17 protein-coding genes are annotated in these 17,756 nt (G+C 71.7%); 12 read left to right on the top strand and 5 right to left on the bottom strand.

Features of this window, described 5'->3' with window-relative positions; all coding sequences use genetic code 11:
- Positions 1-50: 50 nt before the first annotated feature.
- The 11 genes from ACCP09_RS16920 to ACCP09_RS16870 all read left to right on the top strand — a co-directional run bounded on the left by ACCP09_RS16920 (position 51) and on the right by ACCP09_RS16870 (position 8,495).
- Positions 51-1,613, top strand: coding sequence for an anthranilate synthase component I (locus ACCP09_RS16920; RefSeq protein ID WP_433747753.1), 1,563 nt, complete (start codon positions 51-53; stop codon positions 1,611-1,613).
- On the top strand, positions 1,591-2,142 hold the full coding sequence (locus tag ACCP09_RS16915) for a Trp biosynthesis-associated membrane protein (protein WP_037323033.1): 552 nt from the start codon (positions 1,591-1,593) through the stop codon (positions 2,140-2,142). Before ACCP09_RS16920 ends, ACCP09_RS16915 begins: the two co-directional genes overlap by 23 nt.
- A gap of 145 nt (positions 2,143-2,287) precedes the next feature.
- Positions 2,288-3,097 carry an indole-3-glycerol phosphate synthase TrpC gene (gene trpC, locus ACCP09_RS16910; protein ID WP_027934829.1) on the top strand — a complete coding sequence of 270 codons (810 nt, stop codon included), beginning with the start codon at positions 2,288-2,290 and terminating at the stop codon, positions 3,095-3,097.
- Positions 3,076-4,311 (top strand): tryptophan synthase subunit beta, encoded by a 1,236-nt coding sequence (trpB, locus tag ACCP09_RS16905; protein ID WP_027934830.1) that lies wholly within the window; start codon positions 3,076-3,078, stop codon positions 4,309-4,311. The genes trpC and trpB overlap by 22 nt, the downstream gene beginning before the upstream one ends.
- On the top strand, positions 4,308-5,099 hold the full coding sequence (gene trpA / locus ACCP09_RS16900; RefSeq protein ID WP_027934831.1) for a tryptophan synthase subunit alpha: 792 nt from the start codon (positions 4,308-4,310) through the stop codon (positions 5,097-5,099). The genes trpB and trpA overlap by 4 nt, the downstream gene beginning before the upstream one ends.
- Before the next feature lie 55 nt (positions 5,100-5,154).
- Positions 5,155-5,658 carry a DUF3291 domain-containing protein gene (locus ACCP09_RS16895; protein ID WP_378333938.1) on the top strand — a complete coding sequence of 168 codons (504 nt, stop codon included), beginning with the start codon at positions 5,155-5,157 and terminating at the stop codon, positions 5,656-5,658.
- Positions 5,655-6,332, top strand: a complete 678-nt coding sequence (locus ACCP09_RS16890; protein WP_400988308.1) for an MOSC domain-containing protein — start codon at positions 5,655-5,657, stop codon at positions 6,330-6,332. Before ACCP09_RS16895 ends, ACCP09_RS16890 begins: the two co-directional genes overlap by 4 nt.
- Positions 6,333-6,437: 105 nt before the next feature.
- Positions 6,438-6,989: a Uma2 family endonuclease gene (locus tag ACCP09_RS16885; protein ID WP_433747746.1), complete on the top strand. Its 552-nt coding sequence runs from the start codon at positions 6,438-6,440 to the stop codon at positions 6,987-6,989.
- Positions 6,990-7,012: 23 nt separating this feature from the next.
- Positions 7,013-7,180, top strand: coding sequence for a hypothetical protein (locus ACCP09_RS16880; protein ID WP_020419677.1), 168 nt, complete (start codon positions 7,013-7,015; stop codon positions 7,178-7,180).
- A 37-nt stretch (positions 7,181-7,217) separates the two neighbouring features.
- Complete coding sequence (gene lgt / locus ACCP09_RS16875; protein ID WP_228685152.1) at positions 7,218-8,147, top strand: prolipoprotein diacylglyceryl transferase; 930 nt, start codon at positions 7,218-7,220, stop codon at positions 8,145-8,147.
- A gap of 45 nt (positions 8,148-8,192) precedes the next feature.
- Complete coding sequence (locus ACCP09_RS16870; RefSeq protein WP_433747742.1) at positions 8,193-8,495, top strand: hypothetical protein; 303 nt, start codon at positions 8,193-8,195, stop codon at positions 8,493-8,495.
- On the opposite strand, the gene ACCP09_RS16865 is transcribed toward ACCP09_RS16870, so the two are convergent.
- The 5 genes from ACCP09_RS16865 to ACCP09_RS16845 all read right to left on the bottom strand — a co-directional run bounded on the left by ACCP09_RS16865 (position 8,488) and on the right by ACCP09_RS16845 (position 13,394).
- Positions 8,488-9,555, bottom strand: a complete 1,068-nt coding sequence (locus ACCP09_RS16865) for an NAD(P)H-dependent amine dehydrogenase family protein (protein WP_433747739.1) — start codon at positions 9,553-9,555, stop codon at positions 8,488-8,490. The two genes, ACCP09_RS16870 and ACCP09_RS16865, sit on opposite strands and share 8 nt — an antisense overlap.
- Positions 9,552-10,334: an SDR family oxidoreductase gene (locus ACCP09_RS16860; RefSeq protein ID WP_378333944.1), complete on the bottom strand. Its 783-nt coding sequence runs from the start codon at positions 10,332-10,334 to the stop codon at positions 9,552-9,554. The genes ACCP09_RS16865 and ACCP09_RS16860 overlap by 4 nt, the downstream gene beginning before the upstream one ends.
- 342 nt (positions 10,335-10,676) lie before the next feature.
- Complete coding sequence (locus ACCP09_RS16855) at positions 10,677-11,453, bottom strand: ABC transporter ATP-binding protein (RefSeq protein ID WP_433747735.1); 777 nt, start codon at positions 11,451-11,453, stop codon at positions 10,677-10,679.
- Positions 11,450-12,478 (bottom strand): FecCD family ABC transporter permease, encoded by a 1,029-nt coding sequence (locus tag ACCP09_RS16850; protein ID WP_433747732.1) that lies wholly within the window; start codon positions 12,476-12,478, stop codon positions 11,450-11,452. Before ACCP09_RS16850 ends, ACCP09_RS16855 begins: the two co-directional genes overlap by 4 nt.
- Complete coding sequence (locus ACCP09_RS16845) at positions 12,471-13,394, bottom strand: ABC transporter substrate-binding protein (protein ID WP_433747730.1); 924 nt, start codon at positions 13,392-13,394, stop codon at positions 12,471-12,473. Before ACCP09_RS16845 ends, ACCP09_RS16850 begins: the two co-directional genes overlap by 8 nt.
- 521 nt (positions 13,395-13,915) lie before the next feature.
- On the opposite strand from ACCP09_RS16845, the gene gltB reads away from it, so the two are divergent.
- Positions 13,916-17,756, top strand: a 3,841-nt coding sequence (gltB, locus tag ACCP09_RS16840; RefSeq protein WP_433747727.1) for a glutamate synthase large subunit, incomplete at its 3' end; no start/stop codon positions are given.

Raw genomic sequence — 17,756 nt, 5'->3', positions numbered from 1 at the left:
AATTAACGCCCGGTGCGCAGAGTGTCGGACCCGGGCGGCACAATGGCCCCATGGTCAGTGCGAATCCCACCGACGGCGGCCTCGGTTCGGTGAGCCCCGCGCGCGACGAGTTCCGTGCCCTCGCCGAGGGCCGTCGCGTGATCCCGGTGGTCCGGCGGCTGCTCGCCGACGGCGAAACGCCCGTCGGGGTCTACCGCAAGCTCGCGGCCGACCGCCCGGGCACGTTCTTGTTCGAGTCGGCCGAGAACGGGCAGTCGTGGTCGCGCTGGTCCTTCATCGGGGTCCGCAGCCCCGCCGCGCTGACCGTGCGGGACGGCAAGGCCGTGTGGGAGGGCACCCCGCCGGTGGGCCTGCCCGCCGAGGGCGACCCGCTGACCGTGCTGCGGGAGACGGTCGCCGCGCTGCACACCGAGCCGCTGCCGGGCATGCCGCCGCTGACCGGCGGGATGGTCGGCTACCTCGGCTACGACGCGGTGCGCTGGCTGGAGAAGCTGCCGGAGCTGGCGGAGAAGGACCTCGACATCCCCGAGCTGACCATGCTGCTGGCGACCGACCTGGCCGCCGTGGACCACCACGAGGGCACGGTCACGCTCATCGCGAACGCGGTCAACTGGGACGACAGCCCGGAGCGGGTCGACGCGGCCTACGACGACGCCGTCCGCCGCCTGGAGGAGATGACCGAGCGGCTCGGCGCGGCGGCCCCCGCGACCGCCGCCATCTTCGACCGCCCTGTCCCGGAGTTCGAGCGCCGCCGCACGCAGGCCGACTACTTCGCCGCGGTGGAGAAGGCCGTCGAGGCGATCAAGGCCGGCGAAGCGTTCCAGGTCGTGCCCTCGCAACGGTTCGAGATCCCCACCCAGGCCGACGCGCTGGACATCTACCGGGTGCTCCGCACCTCCAACCCCAGCCCGTACATGTATCTGCTGCGGCTGGACGGGTTCGACATCGTCGGCTCCAGCCCCGAGTCGCTGGTCACCGTGCGGGACGGCCGCGCCACCACGCACCCGATCGCGGGCACCCGCTGGCGCGGCGCGGACCCGGAGGAGGACGCGCAGCTGGCCAAGGACCTCCTTGCCGACGAGAAGGAGCGCGCCGAGCACCTGATGCTGGTCGACCTCGGCCGCAACGACCTGGGCAAGGTCTGCAAGCCCGGCACCGTGCGGGTGGTCGACTTCTTCGCCATCGAGCGCTACAGCCACGTCATGCACATCGTGTCCACCGTCACCGGGGAGCTGGCCGAGGACAAGACCGCGTTCGACGCGGTGGCCGCGTGCTTCCCGGCCGGCACGCTCTCCGGCGCCCCCAAGGTGCGCGCGATGGAGCTGATCGAAGAGCTGGAGCCGACCCGCCGCGGTCTCTACGGCGGCGTCGTCGGCTACCTCGACTTCGCGGGCGACGCCGACACGGCCATCGCGATCCGCACCGCCCTGATCCGGGACGGGATCGCGTACGTGCAGGCGGGCGGCGGCGTGGTGGCCGACTCGGTGCCCGAGTACGAGGACAACGAATGCCTGAACAAGGCCCGCACGGTGCTCTCCGCGGTCGCCGCCGCGCAGACCATGGCGCCGCCGCGGAAGCTGGACCCGGCCGATGACGTCGCCAGCGTCCAGTAAGCGTCCACTGTGGATCGTCGCGGCCGCGCTCCTGCTGGCCGCGGCCGCGCTGTGGGGTTCCTCGCGGCTGGTCTGGGCCGCCGAGCTGCGCGACGCGGGCGTGCGCGGGATGGTGCTGGACAAGCACACCGGCGAGCAGGAGTCAGTCGCGCTGGTGCCGCTGGCCGTGCTCGCGCTGGCCGGGGTCGCCGGGCTGATCGCCGCGGGCGGCTGGCTGCGGCGCGCGCTGGGCGTGCTGGTCGCGCTGGCAGGCATCGCCGCGGGCTGGATCGCGATCGACGGCTGGCGCTTCGGCGGCTTCCCGGAGGGTGCGCCCACCGCGCAGATCTTCGCCGGGCGCGGACTGGCCCTGCTGGCGGGAATTCTGATGCTCGTCGCGGGGTTGTTCGCCATCAAGGGCGCCGGCCGCATGGCGAAGCTGGGCGCGCGCTACGAGGCCCCGGCCGGCCGGAAGAAGGCCGCGAAGGATCCGGACGCGGAGTTGTGGGAGGCGCTGTCGGAGGGCGAGGACCCGACTACTGATCGGTAGGCGGCGATTTCCGCTGCCGGACAAGGCAAGTCCGACCCGGAACCGGTCCGCACAGGTGGGCGGGTTAGCATCTTTTCTGCGGGAAGGGGAAGGTGTTTGTGAGCCAGCTTTCGAGTGAATGTGCGACAACCGGTGAGGTTGCGCCGTGACCGTTCTCGAAGACATCGTCGCCGGCGTCCGGGAAGATCTCGCCGAACGGGAGAAGGCGCTCCCGTTCGACGAGCTGAAGCGGCTCGCCGCGCAGGCGCCGCCGCCGCGGGACGCCATGTCCGCGCTGCGTGACTCGTCGATCGGCGTCATCGCCGAGGTCAAGCGCCGCAGCCCGTCCAAGGGTGCGCTGGCCGACATCCCCGACCCCGCCGCGCTCGCCAAGGACTACGAGGCGGCAGGCGCGCGGGTCATCAGCGTCCTCACCGAGGAGCGCCGGTTCGGCGGCTCGCTGGCCGACCTGGACGCCGTCCGCGCCGCGGTCGACATCCCGATCCTCCGCAAGGACTTCATCGTCACCCCCTACCAGGTCCACGAGGCCCGCGCGCACGGCGCCGACCTGGTCCTGCTGATCGTCGCGGCGCTGGAGCAGAACGCCCTCATGGCGCTGCTCGACCGCGTCGAGTCGCTGGGCATGACGGCGCTGGTCGAGGTGCACAACGCCGAGGAGGCCGACCGCGCGCTGGAGGCCGGCGCCAAGGTCATCGGCATCAACGCCCGCAACCTGCACACCCTCGAGGTCGACCGGGACGTATTCGGCCGTCTCGCGCCGGGCCTGCCGTTCGACACGGTGAAGGTCGCCGAGTCCGGCGTCCGCGGCCCCGGCGACCTGATGGCCTACGCCGGGCACGGCGCCGACGCGGTCCTGGTCGGCGAGGGCCTGGTGGCCTCGGGCGACCCGAAGGGCGCACTGATGAAGCTGGTCACCGCCGGATCGCACCCCGCATGCCCGAGGCCGAGCCGATGAGCGAGCACGAGCAGCACGACGCGCACGACCCCGACGAGCGCGGCTACTGGGGCCCCTACGGTGGCCGGTTCATGCCGGAGGCGCTGATCGGCGTCGTCGACGAGGTGTCCGCCGAGTACGACAAGGCTCGGCTCGACCCGGAGTTCCAGGCCCAGTTCAAGCGCCTGCTGCGCGACTACGCCGGACGGCCGTCGCTGCTCACCGAGGCCGAGCGGTTCGCCGAGCACGCGGGCGGCGCGCGGATCTTCCTCAAGCGCGAGGACCTCAACCACACCGGCTCCCACAAGATCAACAACGTGCTGGGCCAGGCGCTGCTAACCAAGCGGATGGGCAAGAAGCGGGTCATCGCCGAGACCGGCGCGGGCCAGCACGGCGTCGCCACCGCCACCGCGTGCGCCCTGATGGGCCTCGAGTGCGTGGTCTACATGGGCGAGGTCGACACCGAGCGGCAGGCGCTGAACGTGGCGCGGATGCGGCTGCTCGGCGCCGAGGTCATCCCGGTCAAGACCGGTTCGCGCACCCTCAAGGATGCGATCAACGAGGCGCTGCGGGACTGGGTCGCCAACGCCGACACCACGCACTACCTGTTCGGCACCGCCGCCGGGCCGTACCCGTTCCCGATGATGGTGCGCAACTTCCACAAGGTCATCGGCGAGGAGGCCCGCGCGCAGATTCTCGAGCAGACCGGCCGGCTGCCGGACGCGGTCGCGGCCTGCGTCGGCGGCGGGTCCAACGCGATCGGCATCTTCCACGGCTTCATCGACGACCCGGACGTGCGGCTCGTCGGCCTGGAGCCGGGCGGCGAGGGCATCGACGGCAACCGCCACGGCGCCACCCTGACCAAGGGCACGCCGGGCAACCTGCACGGCGCGATGTCGTACCTGCTGCAGGACGAGGACGGCCAGACGGTCGAGTCGCACTCCATCTCGGCCGGCCTGGACTACCCGGGCGTCGGCCCCGAGCACGCGTGGCTCAAGGACAGCGGCCGTGCCGAGTACCGGCCGGTCACCGACGCCGAGGCGATGGACGCGTTCGCGCTGCTGTCCCGCACCGAGGGCATCATCCCGGCGATCGAGTCGGCCCACGCGCTGGCCGGAGCCATCCAGCTCGGCAAGGAGCTGGGCCGGGACGGGCTCATCGTGGTGAACCTGTCGGGCCGCGGCGACAAGGACATGGACACCGCCGCGAAGTACTTCGGATTGGTGGAGAAGTGACCGGGCTGCAGGATCTGTTCGCTCAGACGAAGAGCGAGGGCCGCGCCGCGCTGGTCGGCTACCTGCCCGCCGGGTACCCGACGGTGCCGGGCTCGAAGGACCTGCTCGCGGCCCTGATCGACGGCGGCGCGGACCTCGTCGAGGTCGGCGTGCCGTACTCCGACCCGGTGATGGACGGCCCGACGATCCAGCTCGCCGCGGACGCCGCCCTGAAGAACGGCTTCCGGCTGCGGAACCTGTTCGAGGTCGTCGAGTCGGTGTCGGCCCGCGGTGGTCGCGCGGTCGTGATGACCTACTGGAACCCGGTGCGCCAGTACGGGGTGGAGAAGTTCGCGCGCGACCTCGCCGCCGCCGGTGGCCTCGGCCTCATCACGCCGGACCTGATCCCGGACGAGGCAGGCGACTGGATGGCCGCGTCCGAGCAGCACGGCCTGGACCGCATCTTCCTGGTCGCGCCGTCCTCGTCGGAGGAGCGGATCGACCTGACCGTCAAGGCGTCCTCCGGGTTCGTGTACGCGGCCGCGGTCATGGGCGTCACCGGCGCGCGGGACCAGGTCAGCAGCGGCGCGGCCGAGCTGGTGGCGCGCACCAGGGCGCACACGGACCTGCCGATCGGTGTCGGCCTGGGTGTCCGGTCGCGTGAGCAGGCGGCCGAGATCGCCGGGTTCGCCGACGCCGTGATCGTGGGGTCGGCGCTGGTGTCGGCCGCCGCGGGCGGCACCGAACCGGTGCACGCGCTGGCCGGTGAGCTCGCCGAGGGCGTGCGCCAGGCCGTCGCCAACGCCTGAGGATTCCACGGCAAAACACGTGGCTTCCGCGCCGATCGATCGGCAGACTGGCGGCATGGCCTATGAACTCGCGCAGGTGAACGTCGGCCGCCTGGTCGCCCCGCTGACGTCGCCCCAGCTCAAGGACTTCGTGGACGCGCTCGACCCGGTCAACGCGCTCGCCGACGCCGCACCCGGTTTCGTGTGGCGCATGCAGACCGAGGACGGCAACGCGACCGCGATCCGCGCCTTCGAGTGGGACACGGGCACCAGCGCGGGGGTCATCGTCAACATGTCGACGTGGCGTTCGGTCGAGGACCTGGCCGCGTACGTGTACTCGGGGGAGCATCGGGCGGTGCTGAAGCGCCGCCGCGAGTGGTTCGAGCGGATGCCCGAGGCGTTCACCGCGCTGTGGTGGGTGCCCGAGGGGCACCGGCCGGGCACCGACGAGGCCGAGGACCGGATCCGGCACCTGCGGGCGCACGGGCCGACGCCGTACGCGTTCACCTTCCGCGAGACGTTCCCGCCCGGCGGCGCCGTGCCCGAGCCCGGGCAGGCCGACTGGTTCTGCAAGGCATGAGCATGGCGAAGGTGCTGTCGGTCAACATCGGGACGAAGCGCGAGCTGCGGGAGGCCGATCTCGGGGTCACCGGGATCGACAAGCGCCCCGTCGACGGGCCGGTGGCGGTGGCCGCGCCCGGCCCGCGCGGCGTCGGCGCGAGCGGCGTGGCCGGTGACGTGATCTGCGACCTGCGCCACCACGGCGGCGACGACCAGGCGGTGTACGCGTACGCGCGGGAGGACCTGGACGTCTGGGCGGCGGAACTGGGCCGCGAGCTGCCACCCGGCGTGTTCGGCGAAAACCTGACCACGACGGGCGTCGACGTGACCGGGGCGCTGATCGGGGAGCGGTGGCGGGTCGGCTCGTCGCTGGTGCTGGAGGCGACCTCGCCGCGCATCCCGTGCCGCACGTTCGCCGGCTGGCTCGGCGAACGCGGCTGGGTGAAGACGTTCACGCAGCGCGCGCTGCCCGGCGCGTACTTCCGGGTGCTGGAGCCGGGCTCAGTCCAGGCCGGCGACGCGGTGACGGTGCTGTCGCGGCCCGAGCACGGCGTGACGATCGGAATCGCATTCCGGGCGTTCACCACGGAGCCCGCGCTGTTGCCCGACCTGGCCACCGTGGAGGCCCTGCCGGAGTACGACAAGCGCAAGATACGCCGCGCCCTGGAGCGGCGAGGAGCCTCCGCGGGCTAGGACGGCCGGTGCCGGGTGGAAGGGTGTCCTCGCGTTTCGGATGAACCGGGGGACGATATGCCACACTGGCCGGAAAAGGGGCCTGCGGCGGGAACGGAGGTGAGCGTGGCAGCACCGGCTGAACCGGACTACCTCGTGCCGAAGCACGACGGTGAATGGACCGTGGAGGACGTTCTCGGGCTGCCTGAGGACCACGGCAGCCGCATCGAGCTGGTCGATGGGGGCCTGCTCGTGAGCCCCGCGCCCAAGTCAGGTCATCAGCGGCTCCTGCAGAAGTTGCAGGTCGCGCTGTCGCCGGTACTCCCCGCCGGGACCGAACTGCTGCCGGGAGTGAACGTCCGGCTGCCAGGGCAGCGGTTGCTGATCCCGGATTTCGCGGTCGTGACCACACCTGGCCTCGGGGTCGTCTACTACCAGGCGCAGGATCTCCTCATCGCCGCGGAGATCGTCTCGCCGTCGAGCCGGGTGCAGGACCGGGTGCTCAAGCGGCAGCTCTACGCGGAGGCGGGCGTCCCGTTCTACCTCCTCGTCGAGACTGACGGCCCGGCGGTGCTGTTCGAGCTCGCCGACGGCGAGTACCGCGAGAGCGCGCGCAGCGAGGGCGGCAAGCTCACCTTCACCGAGCCCTTCGCGGCCACCCTCGACCTCACCCGCTGATCCGGGCGTGGCAGGCTGTCCGCATGGCCCGGCCTTCTCCCCTGCAGGTGCGCAGTCTCGTCATCGCCGTGGTGGCGGCTCTGGTGGCGGTCTGGAACGTCACCCAGGGTGGCCCGTGGTACCTCACCGCGATCTTCGGCGTCGGGTGTGTGCTCGCGATCGGGTCGGCCGTCCTCAACCGCGCGGGCTGACCCACGCACTTCACACCGCGCACGTTACGGTGAGCGCGTGAATTCCGCCTCGGCTGTGTTCCTCGCGACGATCCCGAGCCCGGACCGCGGCGTCTGGCACCTGGGACCGATCCCGATCCGCGCCTACGCGCTCTGCATCATCGCCGGCATCATCCTCGCCATCTGGTGGGGCGACCGCCGCTGGGTGCAGCGCGGCGGCACCAAGGGCACGGTCGTCGACATCGCCGTGTGGGCCGTGCCGTTCGGTCTCGTCGGCGGCCGCCTCTACCACGTCATCACCGACTGGTGGCGCTACTTCGGCGAGGGCAAGGACCCGGTCAAGGCGCTCTACATCTGGGACGGCGGCCTCGGCATCTGGGGCGCGATCGCCCTCGGCGCGGTCGGCGCGTGGATCGGCTGCCGCCGCAAGGGAGTGCCGCTGCCCGCGATGGCCGACGCGATCGCCCCCGGCATCGTCGTCGCGCAGGCAATCGGCCGCCTCGGCAACTACTTCAACCAGGAGCTCTACGGCGCGCACACCACGCTGCCCTGGGGCCTGGAGATCTACCAGCGCTTCGACCCGAACAACCCGACGATCCCCGACCAGGGGCCCAACGGCATTGCGTTCGGGCACATCCCGCTCGCGGACAGCCCGGTGCACCCGACGTTCCTGTACGAGCTGATCTGGAACCTGCTCATCGCGGCGCTGGTCGTCTACGCCGACCGCAAGATGCGCCTCGGCCACGGCCGCGCGTTCGCCCTGTACGTCGCCGGGTACACGCTGGGCCGGTTCTGGATCGAGCTGATGCGCACCGACGACGCCACCCACATCCTCGGCCTGCGGGTCAACACGTGGACGTCGATCCTCGTCTTCGCCGGCGCGATGGTCTACTTCGTCCTCGCCAAGCGGCGAGGGCCGCGCGAGGCACCGGAAACGTTGCGCAGCAAGGACGACGACACCGAAAAGGTCGCGCCGGAACGCGAGTAGTTCTACTCACGCGCGCCACCGGCCGGGCGCGGCAGACTGGCGATCATGACCGAGGACCGGCGGCCGGGTGTGGCCTTCCTGGGGTTCGCGCTCGCGACCGGACTGCTGATCGCCGTCGTGACCGCCCTGGCCGGGGACGTCGTCGCCGGCTGGCACGCCGGCGAATACGGCTACGCGTTCATCGGGGTCACGTTCGGCGCGATCATCGGCGGGTCCCTGTGCCGGCTCGCGCGGCCGCCGTGGCGTTCCCTGGGCAGCGGGCTGCTCCTCGGTGGCGTGCTCGGGTTCGCCGCCCTCGTCGCCGCGGGCGTGGTCCTCTACATCGGCCTGAGGCAGTGGTCTAGCTGACCAGGCCGCGCCCCGTCACCAGCGGCAGGTCCAGCGCCGTCAGCAGCCCGGGCGGCGCCGCGACGACCGCGGGGATCGCGTTCACCAGGCGCATCGCCGTCGCCTTGAGGCCGGCCGTGTTGTGGTCGCCGTCCGTGCCGACCAGGCGCAGGTCCAGCGTGTAGTTCGGCTCGCCGGTCACCTGCACCCGGTAGCAGCCCTGCCCGGACGGCTGCGGCCAGTCCGGCCCCAGGTCCGGCCGCAGCCGCGTCACGTGCTCGAGCACGCACACCGGCCGTCCGCCGCGCATGCCGCGCACCTCGAACCGCAGCGCGGCCGCCGTGCCCTCGGCGATCGTGCCGCACGAGATGTCGAACGCCGACGGCGCCGGCAGCCGCTCGTAGCTCTCCTCGACCGCGTCCAGCTCCACGCCCAGCCCGGCCGCCAGCTGACGCACCACGCTGCCCCACGCCAGCGACAACACGCCGGGCTGCAGCAGCATCGGCGTCTCGTCGAGCGGGCCACCGAAGCCCATGATGTCGAAGACGACCTTGCGGTTGTCGTAGGTCGAGTAGTCCAGGATCTCGAAGCAGCGCACCTCGTCGATCCGCTCGCACACGCCGGTCAGCACCAGCGGCAGCCAGTCGTTGGCGAACCCCGGGTCGACGCCGTTCACCCACAGCGACGCGCCGCCCTCCGCCGCGGCCGCGCGCACCGGGCCGGACACCTCCTCGGGCACCACGCCGTCCGGGAACTGCAGGAACACCGGGCTGCTCGACACCACGTTCACCCCGGCCCGCAGGATCCACTGCAGGTCGGCCAGCGCCTCCATCAACCGGTCGTCCGCCATCGCCGTGTAGACCACGCAGTCCGGTTCCAGTGCCAGCAGCGCGTCGGCGTCGGTGGTCGCCTCGACGCCCAGCGTCCGGCCCAGGCCGGCCAGCTCACCGGCGTCGCGGCCGGCCTTGTCCGGGTTCGACACCCAGACACCCACCAGTTCCAGCTCCGGATGCGCGTCGATGCCCGCGATCGCGTGCCGCCCCACGTTGCCGGTGCTCCACTGCACCACCCGGTGCGTCACAGGTCCGGCAATCCGAGTTCGAGGTTGGGCGCCTGCAGCCCACCGTCCACTTCCAGCACCTTCCCCGTGACGAAGGAGCCGGCGGGGGAGGCCAGGTAGACGATCGCGGCCGCGACGTCCTCGACCTCGCCGAGCCGGCGCAACGGCGTGTCCGCCTCCATCTTTCCCTTGATCTCCGGGTTGTTCACCACCACTTCGAGCGCCGAGGTCGCCACCGACCCGACGGCGATCGCGTTGACCCGGATGCGCGGCGCGAGGTCGTAAGCGGCCAGGCGGGTGTAGTGGGCGAGCGCGGCCTTCGCGGTGCCGTAGGCGGCGAACCCGCGCCCGGCGACGCGGCCCATGTTCGACGAGATGTTCACGACCGCGCCGCCGTCGGTCATCAACGGCACCGCCGCGGTGGTGAGCGCGTGCGCCGTCGAGACGTTGAAGCGGAACGCCTCTTCGAGGAACTCGGGCGTGGTCTCCAGCAGCGGGCGGGGATAGGTGCCGCCGACGTTGTTGACCACGATGTCCACGCGGCCGAACTCGCCGACCGCGGCCTGCGCCAGGGCGGCGGCCGCGGCGGGATCGCTGAGGTCGGCAGGCACGACGTGCGCGCGCCGCCCGGCGTCGGCCACGCGCGCGGCGACGGCGTCCAGGTCGGTCTTCGTGCGGGAGGAGATCACCACGTCCGCACCGGCTTCGGCCAGCGCGACGGCGGCCCCCGCGCCGATGCCGCGCCCGGCCCCGGTGACCACGGCGACCCTGCCGGTCACGCGGAAACGATCGAGGATCATGCGCCTGACTGTAACAGGTTCTAGTTCTGTCCGGGGTGGAAGAACCGGTCGATCCAGGCGCCGAACTTACGCGTGCAATCCGCGCGCAGCGTGTTCACGAACGCGTCGATCGCCGAGTCGATTTCCACCGGTCCTCCAGCGACAGGGACGTGAACTCGAAGTCGCCCCGCGACGGGCTGGTCTGCCCGCGCAGATCGGGCGCGGCCAGCGCGCATACCGCAGTTCCACCGCGCTCTCCCGTCTGTTCCGGCCCGGCCGGACCGGCAGCACGGCCAGTTCACCACGATCGCCGACGCGGACCTCTGCCGCCGCGCCGTAGTGTCGTGCGAGCGCTTCTCCAAGTCAGGGCCGTGTGGGGCGGATGGGCAGTACGGCCAGTTCACCGTGATCGCCGACGCGGACCTCCGCGGCCGCGCCGTAGTGTCGTGCGAGCGCCTTCGCGGTGAGCACCTCCGCGGGCGGCCCGGCCGCGACCGCCCGGCCGTCGTCGAGCAGGAGGAGCTGGTCGGCGTACTGCGCGGCGAACGTCAGGTCGTGCAGCGTCGACACCACCGTGATGCCGTCCTCGTGCCGCAGCCGGTCGATCAGCTCCAGCAGCGCCTGCGCGTGCCCGATGTCCAGGCCGGTGGTCGGCTCGTCGAGCAGCAGCAGGCTCGCCCGCTGCGCCAGCACCCGCGCCAGGACCGCCCGCTGGCGTTCGCCGCCGGACAGCATGTCCATCCGCCTGCCCGCCAGCTCACCAAGATCGAGCCGGGCCAGCACGTCCTCCACAATGGACAGATCCGCGCGGCTTTCCCGTGCCAGCAGGCTCAGGTGCGGTGTACGGCCGAGCAGCACGTAGTCGGTCACCGTCAGGCCCGCGGGCACGGCCGGGTCCTGTGGCGCGTAGCCGACCACGCGCGCGAGTTCCTTGCGTGGCAACCCGGAGCGGCCGTCGATGAGCACTTCCCCCTGTGGCGGCAGGAGTCCCGCTACCGTTTTGAGCAAAGTGGACTTACCGGCGCCGTTCGGGCCGACGATCGCCAGCCACCCGCCTGCCGGCACCTCGACGGACACCCCGTGCACCACCGGGCAATCGCCGTAGCCGGCCCGCACCGAGCGCAACGACAACGCGGTCACGAGAACCTCCTCCGCGACGAGCGCAGGATCCAGGCGAAGAACGGCGCCCCGGTGAACGCGGTGACCACGCCCAGCGGCAGCTCGCCCGGCATGACTGTGCGCGCCAGCTGGTCGGCCAGCACCAGGAACGCCGCGCCGCCGACCAGCGACAGCGGGATCACCACCCGGTAGCTGGCCCCGGCGAGCATCCGCACCACGTGCGGCACCACGATCCCGACGAACCCGATCAGCCCGCTCACCGACACCGCCGCCGCGGTGGCCAGCGACGCCGCCGCCAGCACCACCAGCCGGATCCGGCCGGGGCGCAGCCCCAGCGATGCCGCCTCCGCGTCGCCGAGTGCGAGCACGTCGAGCAGCCGCGCCGACAGGCACAGCACGACCGCGGCGAGCGCCACGTACGGCACGGCGATCAGGACCTCCCGCCACCCACTCACGTTCAGCCCGCCCAGCATCCACGTGTAGACCTGCCGGATCGTCTCCGTGTTCAGCTGCTGCGCGAACGTCTGGATCGCGGTGAGGAACGACGCCACCGCGACCCCGGCCAGCAGCAGCGTGCTCGTGCTGCCGCCTGCCGAGCGGCCGACCAGCCAGCTCAGCCCGACCCCGCCGAGCGCGCCGGCGAACGCGGCCAGGGGCAGCGGCCCGACGACCCAGCCGCTGACCGCCGGGGCGAACACGACGACGAGCGTGGCCGCCATGCCCGCCCCGGCCGCCGCGCCCAGCAGGTACGGGTCGGCGAGCGGGTTGCGGAACACACCCTGGAACGTCGCCCCGGACGCCGCGAGCGCCGCGCCCACGATCCCGGCCAGCAGGACCCGCGGCACACGCAGCTGCCACACGATCGCGGCCTCCCGCGCGGACAGCGGCGACTGCCCGCCGGTGAGCTGCGCCCAGATCTCGGCGAGCACCCGCTGCCAGCCGAGGTCGCTCGCGCCGACGAGCACGGCGAACAGCAGGACGGCGACGAGCACCACGAGCCCGGCGACCAGAACCGGGGCCCGCAGCCGCGTCCGGGTGTCAGGCACCGGTCCTGGCGACCGCGTCGGCGACCGTGCGGACGAGCTCGACGATCCGCGGGCTCCACCGCGAGGCGATGTCGTCGTCGAGCGCGATCACCTGGCCGCGTTGCACGGCGGTCAACGTGTTCCAGCCCGGCCGGGCGGCGACGGTCTGCGCGTTCTGCCCGCAGCACTTGCTGTCCGCGAGGAAGATCAGGTTCGGGTCGGACTGCAGGATGCGTTCGGCCGACAGCTGCGGGTAACCGCCGGAGGCGGTCGGATCGGCGCCGTCGGCGATGTTGGTGAGGCCGAACCGGGTGAGCACCTGCCCGGCGAAGGTCGCCGAGGTCACGCTGTAGAACGTCTGGTCCAGCTCCCAGTAGTAGGTCAGCGACCGCTTCGGGGTGTCCGCGACGATCTTGTCGATGTCGTCGCGGGTCTGCCGGGCCAGGCTCTCGCCCTCGGCCTGGTGCCCGGTCGCCTTGCCCAGCACCTCGAACTGCGCGTAGGCGTCGTCCAGCGTCTTCGCGTCCGGCATCACGAGGGTCTTGGTGCCGGTCCTGGCCAGCGCGTCGGCGAGACCGGTGGTGTCGGCGTAGACCACGACGAGGTCCGGCCGGTAGGCGGCGATCGCCTCCGGATCCGGGCTCAGGCCCGACAACTGGGTCCGCGGCGCCTGCTCCGGGAAGTTCGACGCCGAGTCCACCGCGACCACCTGCGGTCCCGCGCCGAGCGCGAACAACGTCTCGGTGGCCGACGGCGACAACGACACGATCCGCTGCGGCTGCCGGTCGAGCGTCACCGCCGGTGCGCCGGGCGCGGCGACCGTGACCGGGAAGACGCCCTCGGCTTCGGGTGGGGCGGTGGAATCCTCGGACGGCCGGGTGGCGCACCCGGCGAGTACGAGTAGAACGGCGAACAACGGTGCGATACGACGGAACACGGGAAGACCTCGGTTTCCGGCCGGCGTCACGGGGCCCCGTCCCGCACCCAGGCGTAACGGACGCCGCACCCCTGAGCCGGAGGCGAAAGGCGTCGGCGCGGCGGCAGGCGACCTGGCTCGACCGGGTGTGCACGGAGCGCACCCGAGTCATCACAGTTGCGGCACAGCACCGGGTTCCCACCGGTTTCGCGGCCGCCGCGTCACTGGTCGGCAAGCCGCTGACCAGCGTGAGGAACGCTACCACCGGCGAATCTGGCCGCCGGGCGGGATCCTCGCGTAATCTTGATGGGATCGCGCGACGCGTATGCTCGGTAAGCAGAACCGAACCAGCCCATCAAGAACGACGTCGTTCCTCGCAGCCAGATCGTTACCGATCGGATGAGAAAATCCACACTCCGAGAGGGTGCCGTCATGTTTCCTGGGTGTTAAGGTCGCGCTAATCCAAGGGCCATCGTCGTCCCTGCAGCAGTACCGGGGGAACTTTCCGAACTGAGCATTGAGACGACGAAGGAGGTCCCCGCATGATCTTCTCCGCCAACCCGGGCAAGCAGGGCCTGTACGACCCTGCCACGGAGCAGGATTCCTGCGGTGTGGCGATGGTGGCCGACATTCAGGGCCGGCGCACGCACGCCATCGTCACGGACGGGCTGACGGCGCTGATCAACCTGGACCACCGGGGCGCCGCGGGCGCCGAACCGACTTCCGGCGACGGCGCCGGGATCCTTGTGCAGCTGCCCGACCAGCTGCTCCGCGAGGAAGCCGGCTTCGAGCTGCCCGAACCCGACGCGCAGGGCCACCACCGCTACGCGGCGGGCATCGCGTTCCTGCCCGCCGAGGAGGAGGCGCGCGGCAAGGCCGTGGCGCTGATCGAGCGCCTCGCCGACGAGGAGAGCCTCGAGGTGCTGGGCTGGCGCGAGGTCCCGGTCGACGCCGACGGGGCGGACATCGGCCCCACCGCGCGTTCGGTGATGCCGCACTTCGCCATGCTGTTCGTGGCGGGCAGGCCCGACGCCGAGGGCGTGCGGCCGTCCGGCCTCGCACTGGACCGGCTCACCTTCTGCCTGCGCAAGCGGGTCGAGCACGAGAGCGTCGTGGCCGAGTGCGGCACGTACTTCCCGTCGCTGTCCTCGCGCACCTTGGTCTACAAGGGAATGCTCACGCCCGAGCAGCTGCCCGCGTTCTTCGGCGACCTGCGCGACCCGCGGCTCACCAGCGCGATCGCACTGGTGCACAGCCGGTTCTCCACCAACACGTTCCCGTCGTGGCCGCTGGCGCACCCGTTCCGGTTCGTCGCGCACAACGGTGAGATCAACACGATCCGCGGCAACCGCAACCGCATGCGGGCCCGCGAGGCGCTGCTCGATTCGGGCCTGATCCCGGGCGACCTGACCCGGCTGTACCCGATCTGCTCGCCGGAGGCGTCCGACTCGGCGTCCTTCGACGAGGTGCTCGAGCTGCTGCACCTGGGCGGCCGCAGCCTCCCGCACGCGGTGCTGATGATGATCCCGGAGGCGTGGGAGAACCACGCCACGATGGACCCGCAGCGCCGCGCGTTCTACCAGTTCCACGCCAGCCTGATGGAGCCGTGGGACGGCCCCGCGTGCGTCACGTTCACCGACGGCACGCTCGTCGGCGCGGTGCTGGACCGCAACGGCCTGCGCCCGTGCCGCTGGTGGCGCACCGCCGACGACCGCGTCGTGCTGGCCAGCGAGGCCGGTGTCCTGGACGTGCCGCCGGACCAGGTGGTCGCCAAGGGCCGCCTCAAGCCGGGCCGCATGTTCCTGGTGGACACCGAGGCCGGCCGCATCGTCGCCGACGACGAGGTCAAGTCGGAGCTGGCGAAGCAGCACCCGTACGAGGAGTGGCTGCACGCCGGCCTGCTGCAGCTGGCCGACCTGCAGGACCGCGACCACGTCACGCAGAGCCACGACTCGGTGCTGCGCCGTCAGCTCGCGTTCGGCTACTCCGAGGAGGAGCTGAAGATCCTGCTCGCGCCGATGGCCGAGAAGGGCGCCGAGCCGCTGGGGTCGATGGGCACCGACACCCCGCCCGCCGTGCTGTCGAAGCGCTCCCGGCAGCTCTACGACTACTTCAAGCAGGGCTTCGCCCAGGTGACCAACCCGCCGCTGGACGCGATCCGCGAGGAGCTGGTCACCTCGATGAGCCGGATCATGGGCCCCGAGCGCAACCTGCTCGACCCGGGCCCGGCCTCGTGCCGGCACATCCAGCTGCCGTACCCGGTGATCGACAACGACGAGCTGGCCAAGCTCATCCACATCAACGACGACGGCGACCTGCCCGGCTTCGCCTGCACCGTCCTGTCCGGACTGTTCGAAGTGGACGGCGGTGGCAAGGCGCTGGCGGAGGCGATCGAGCGGGTGCGCCGCGAGGCGTCCGAGGCGATCGCGGCCGGCGCGCGCACGCTCGTGCTGTCCGACCGGGACTCCGACCACAAGATGGCGCCGATCCCGTCGCTGCTACTGGTTTCCGCGGTGCACCACCACCTGGTGCGCACCAAGGAGCGGCTGCGCGTCGCGCTCGTCGTCGAGACCGGTGACGCCCGCGAGGTGCACCACATCGCGCTGCTGCTCGGATACGGCGCGGCCGCGGTGAACCCGTACCTGGCCTTCGAGACGATCGAGGACATGATCGCGCAGGGCGCGATCACCGGCATCGAGCCGCGCAAGGCCGTGCGCAACTACGTCAACGCGCTCGTCAAGGGCGTCCTGAAGATCATGTCCAAGATGGGCATCTCGACCGTCGGCGCCTACACCGCGGCGCAGGTGTTCGAGTCCTTCGGGCTGTCGCAGGAACTGCTCGACGAGTACTTCACCGGCACGGTGTCCAAGCTCGGTGGCGTCGGACTCGACGTGCTCGCCGAGGAGGTCGCCGTCCGGCACCGCCGGGCGTACCCGGACAACCCCACCGACCGGGTGCACCGCCGCCTGGACAGCGGCGGCGAGTACGCCTACCGCCGCGAGGGCGAGCTGCACCTGTTCACCCCGGAGACGGTGTTCCTGCTGCAGCACGCCAGCAAGACCCGGCGCGACGAGGTGTACCGCAAGTACACCGAGGAGGTGCACCGCCTCTCCCGCGAGGGCGGCGCGCTGCGCGGGTTGTTCAAGTTCCGCAAGGAAGGCCGCGCCCCGGTGCCGATCGACGAGGTCGAGTCGGTCGAGTCGATCTGCAAGCGGTTCAACACCGGCGCGATGTCCTACGGTTCGATCTCGGCCGAGGCGCACCAGACGCTGGCGATCGCGATGAACCGCATCGGCGGCCGGTCCAACACCGGTGAGGGCGGCGAGGACCCGGAGCGGCTCTACGACCCCGAGCGGCGCAGCGCGATCAAGCAGGTCGCCAGCGGCCGGTTCGGCGTGACGAGCGAGTACCTGGTCAACGCCGACGACATCCAGATCAAGATGGCGCAGGGCGCCAAGCCCGGCGAGGGCGGCCAGCTGCCGCCGAACAAGGTGTACCCGTGGATCGCGCGCACCCGGCACTCCACGCCGGGCGTCGGCCTCATCTCGCCGCCGCCGCACCACGACATCTACTCGATCGAGGACCTGGCGCAGCTGATCCACGACCTGAAGAACGCCAACGAGCAGGCCCGCATCCACGTGAAGCTGGTCAGCTCGCTCGGCGTCGGCACGGTCGCGGCCGGCGTGTCGAAGGCGCACGCGGACGTCGTGCTGATCTCCGGCCACGACGGCGGCACCGGCGCCTCGCCGCTGAACTCGCTCAAGCACGCGGGCACGCCGTGGGAGATCGGCCTGGCCGAGACCCAGCAGACCCTGATGTTGAACGGACTGCGCGACCGCATCACGGTGCAGGTCGACGGCGCGATGAAGACCGGCCGCGACGTCGTGGTCGCCGCGCTGCTCGGCGCCGAGGAGTACGGCTTCGCGACCGCGCCGCTGATCGTGGCCGGCTGCATCATGATGCGCGTCTGCCACCTCGACACCTGCCCCGTCGGTGTCGCCACCCAGAGCCCGGAGCTGCGCAAGCGCTACACCGGGCAGGCCGAGCACGTGGTGAACTACTTCCGGTTCGTCGCGCAGGAGGTCCGGGAACTGCTGGCGCAGCTGGGTTTCCGCACCCTGGACGAGGCGATCGGCCGCGCCGACGTGCTGGACACCGACGACGCCGTCGACCACTGGAAGGCCAGCGGCCTGGACCTCTCGCCGATCTTCGAGATGCCGACCGACACCCCGTACGGCGGCGCCCGGCGCAAGATCCGCGAGCAGGACCACGGCCTCGAGCACGCCCTTGACCGCACGCTCATCCAGTTGTCCGAGGCGGCGCTGGAGGACGCGCACCCGGTCCGGCTGGAACTGCCGGTGCGCAACGTCAACCGCACCGTGG

It is taken from the genome of Amycolatopsis sp. 3B14 (assembly GCF_050958625.1).
GTDB classification, from domain to species: Bacteria; Actinomycetota; Actinomycetes; order Mycobacteriales; family Pseudonocardiaceae; genus Amycolatopsis_E; species Amycolatopsis_E thermoflava.
This window is presented reverse-complemented; position numbering and strand designations above follow the sequence as displayed.

Coding starts and splice junctions, on each gene's coding strand:
- ACCP09_RS16895 (WP_378333938.1), top strand. CDS start 5,155: ATGGCCTATGAACTCGCGCAGGTGAACGTCGGCCGCCTGGTCGCCCCG.
- ACCP09_RS16880 (WP_020419677.1), top strand. CDS start 7,013: ATGGCCCGGCCTTCTCCCCTGCAGGTGCGCAGTCTCGTCATCGCCGTG.
- ACCP09_RS16920 (WP_433747753.1), top strand. CDS start 51: ATGGTCAGTGCGAATCCCACCGACGGCGGCCTCGGTTCGGTGAGCCCC.
- trpB (WP_027934830.1), top strand. CDS start 3,076: ATGCCCGAGGCCGAGCCGATGAGCGAGCACGAGCAGCACGACGCGCAC.
- ACCP09_RS16890 (WP_400988308.1), top strand. CDS start 5,655: ATGAGCATGGCGAAGGTGCTGTCGGTCAACATCGGGACGAAGCGCGAG.
- ACCP09_RS16870 (WP_433747742.1), top strand. CDS start 8,193: ATGACCGAGGACCGGCGGCCGGGTGTGGCCTTCCTGGGGTTCGCGCTC.
- ACCP09_RS16915 (WP_037323033.1), top strand. CDS start 1,591: ATGACGTCGCCAGCGTCCAGTAAGCGTCCACTGTGGATCGTCGCGGCC.
- ACCP09_RS16860 (WP_378333944.1), bottom strand. CDS start 10,334: ATGATCCTCGATCGTTTCCGCGTGACCGGCAGGGTCGCCGTGGTCACC.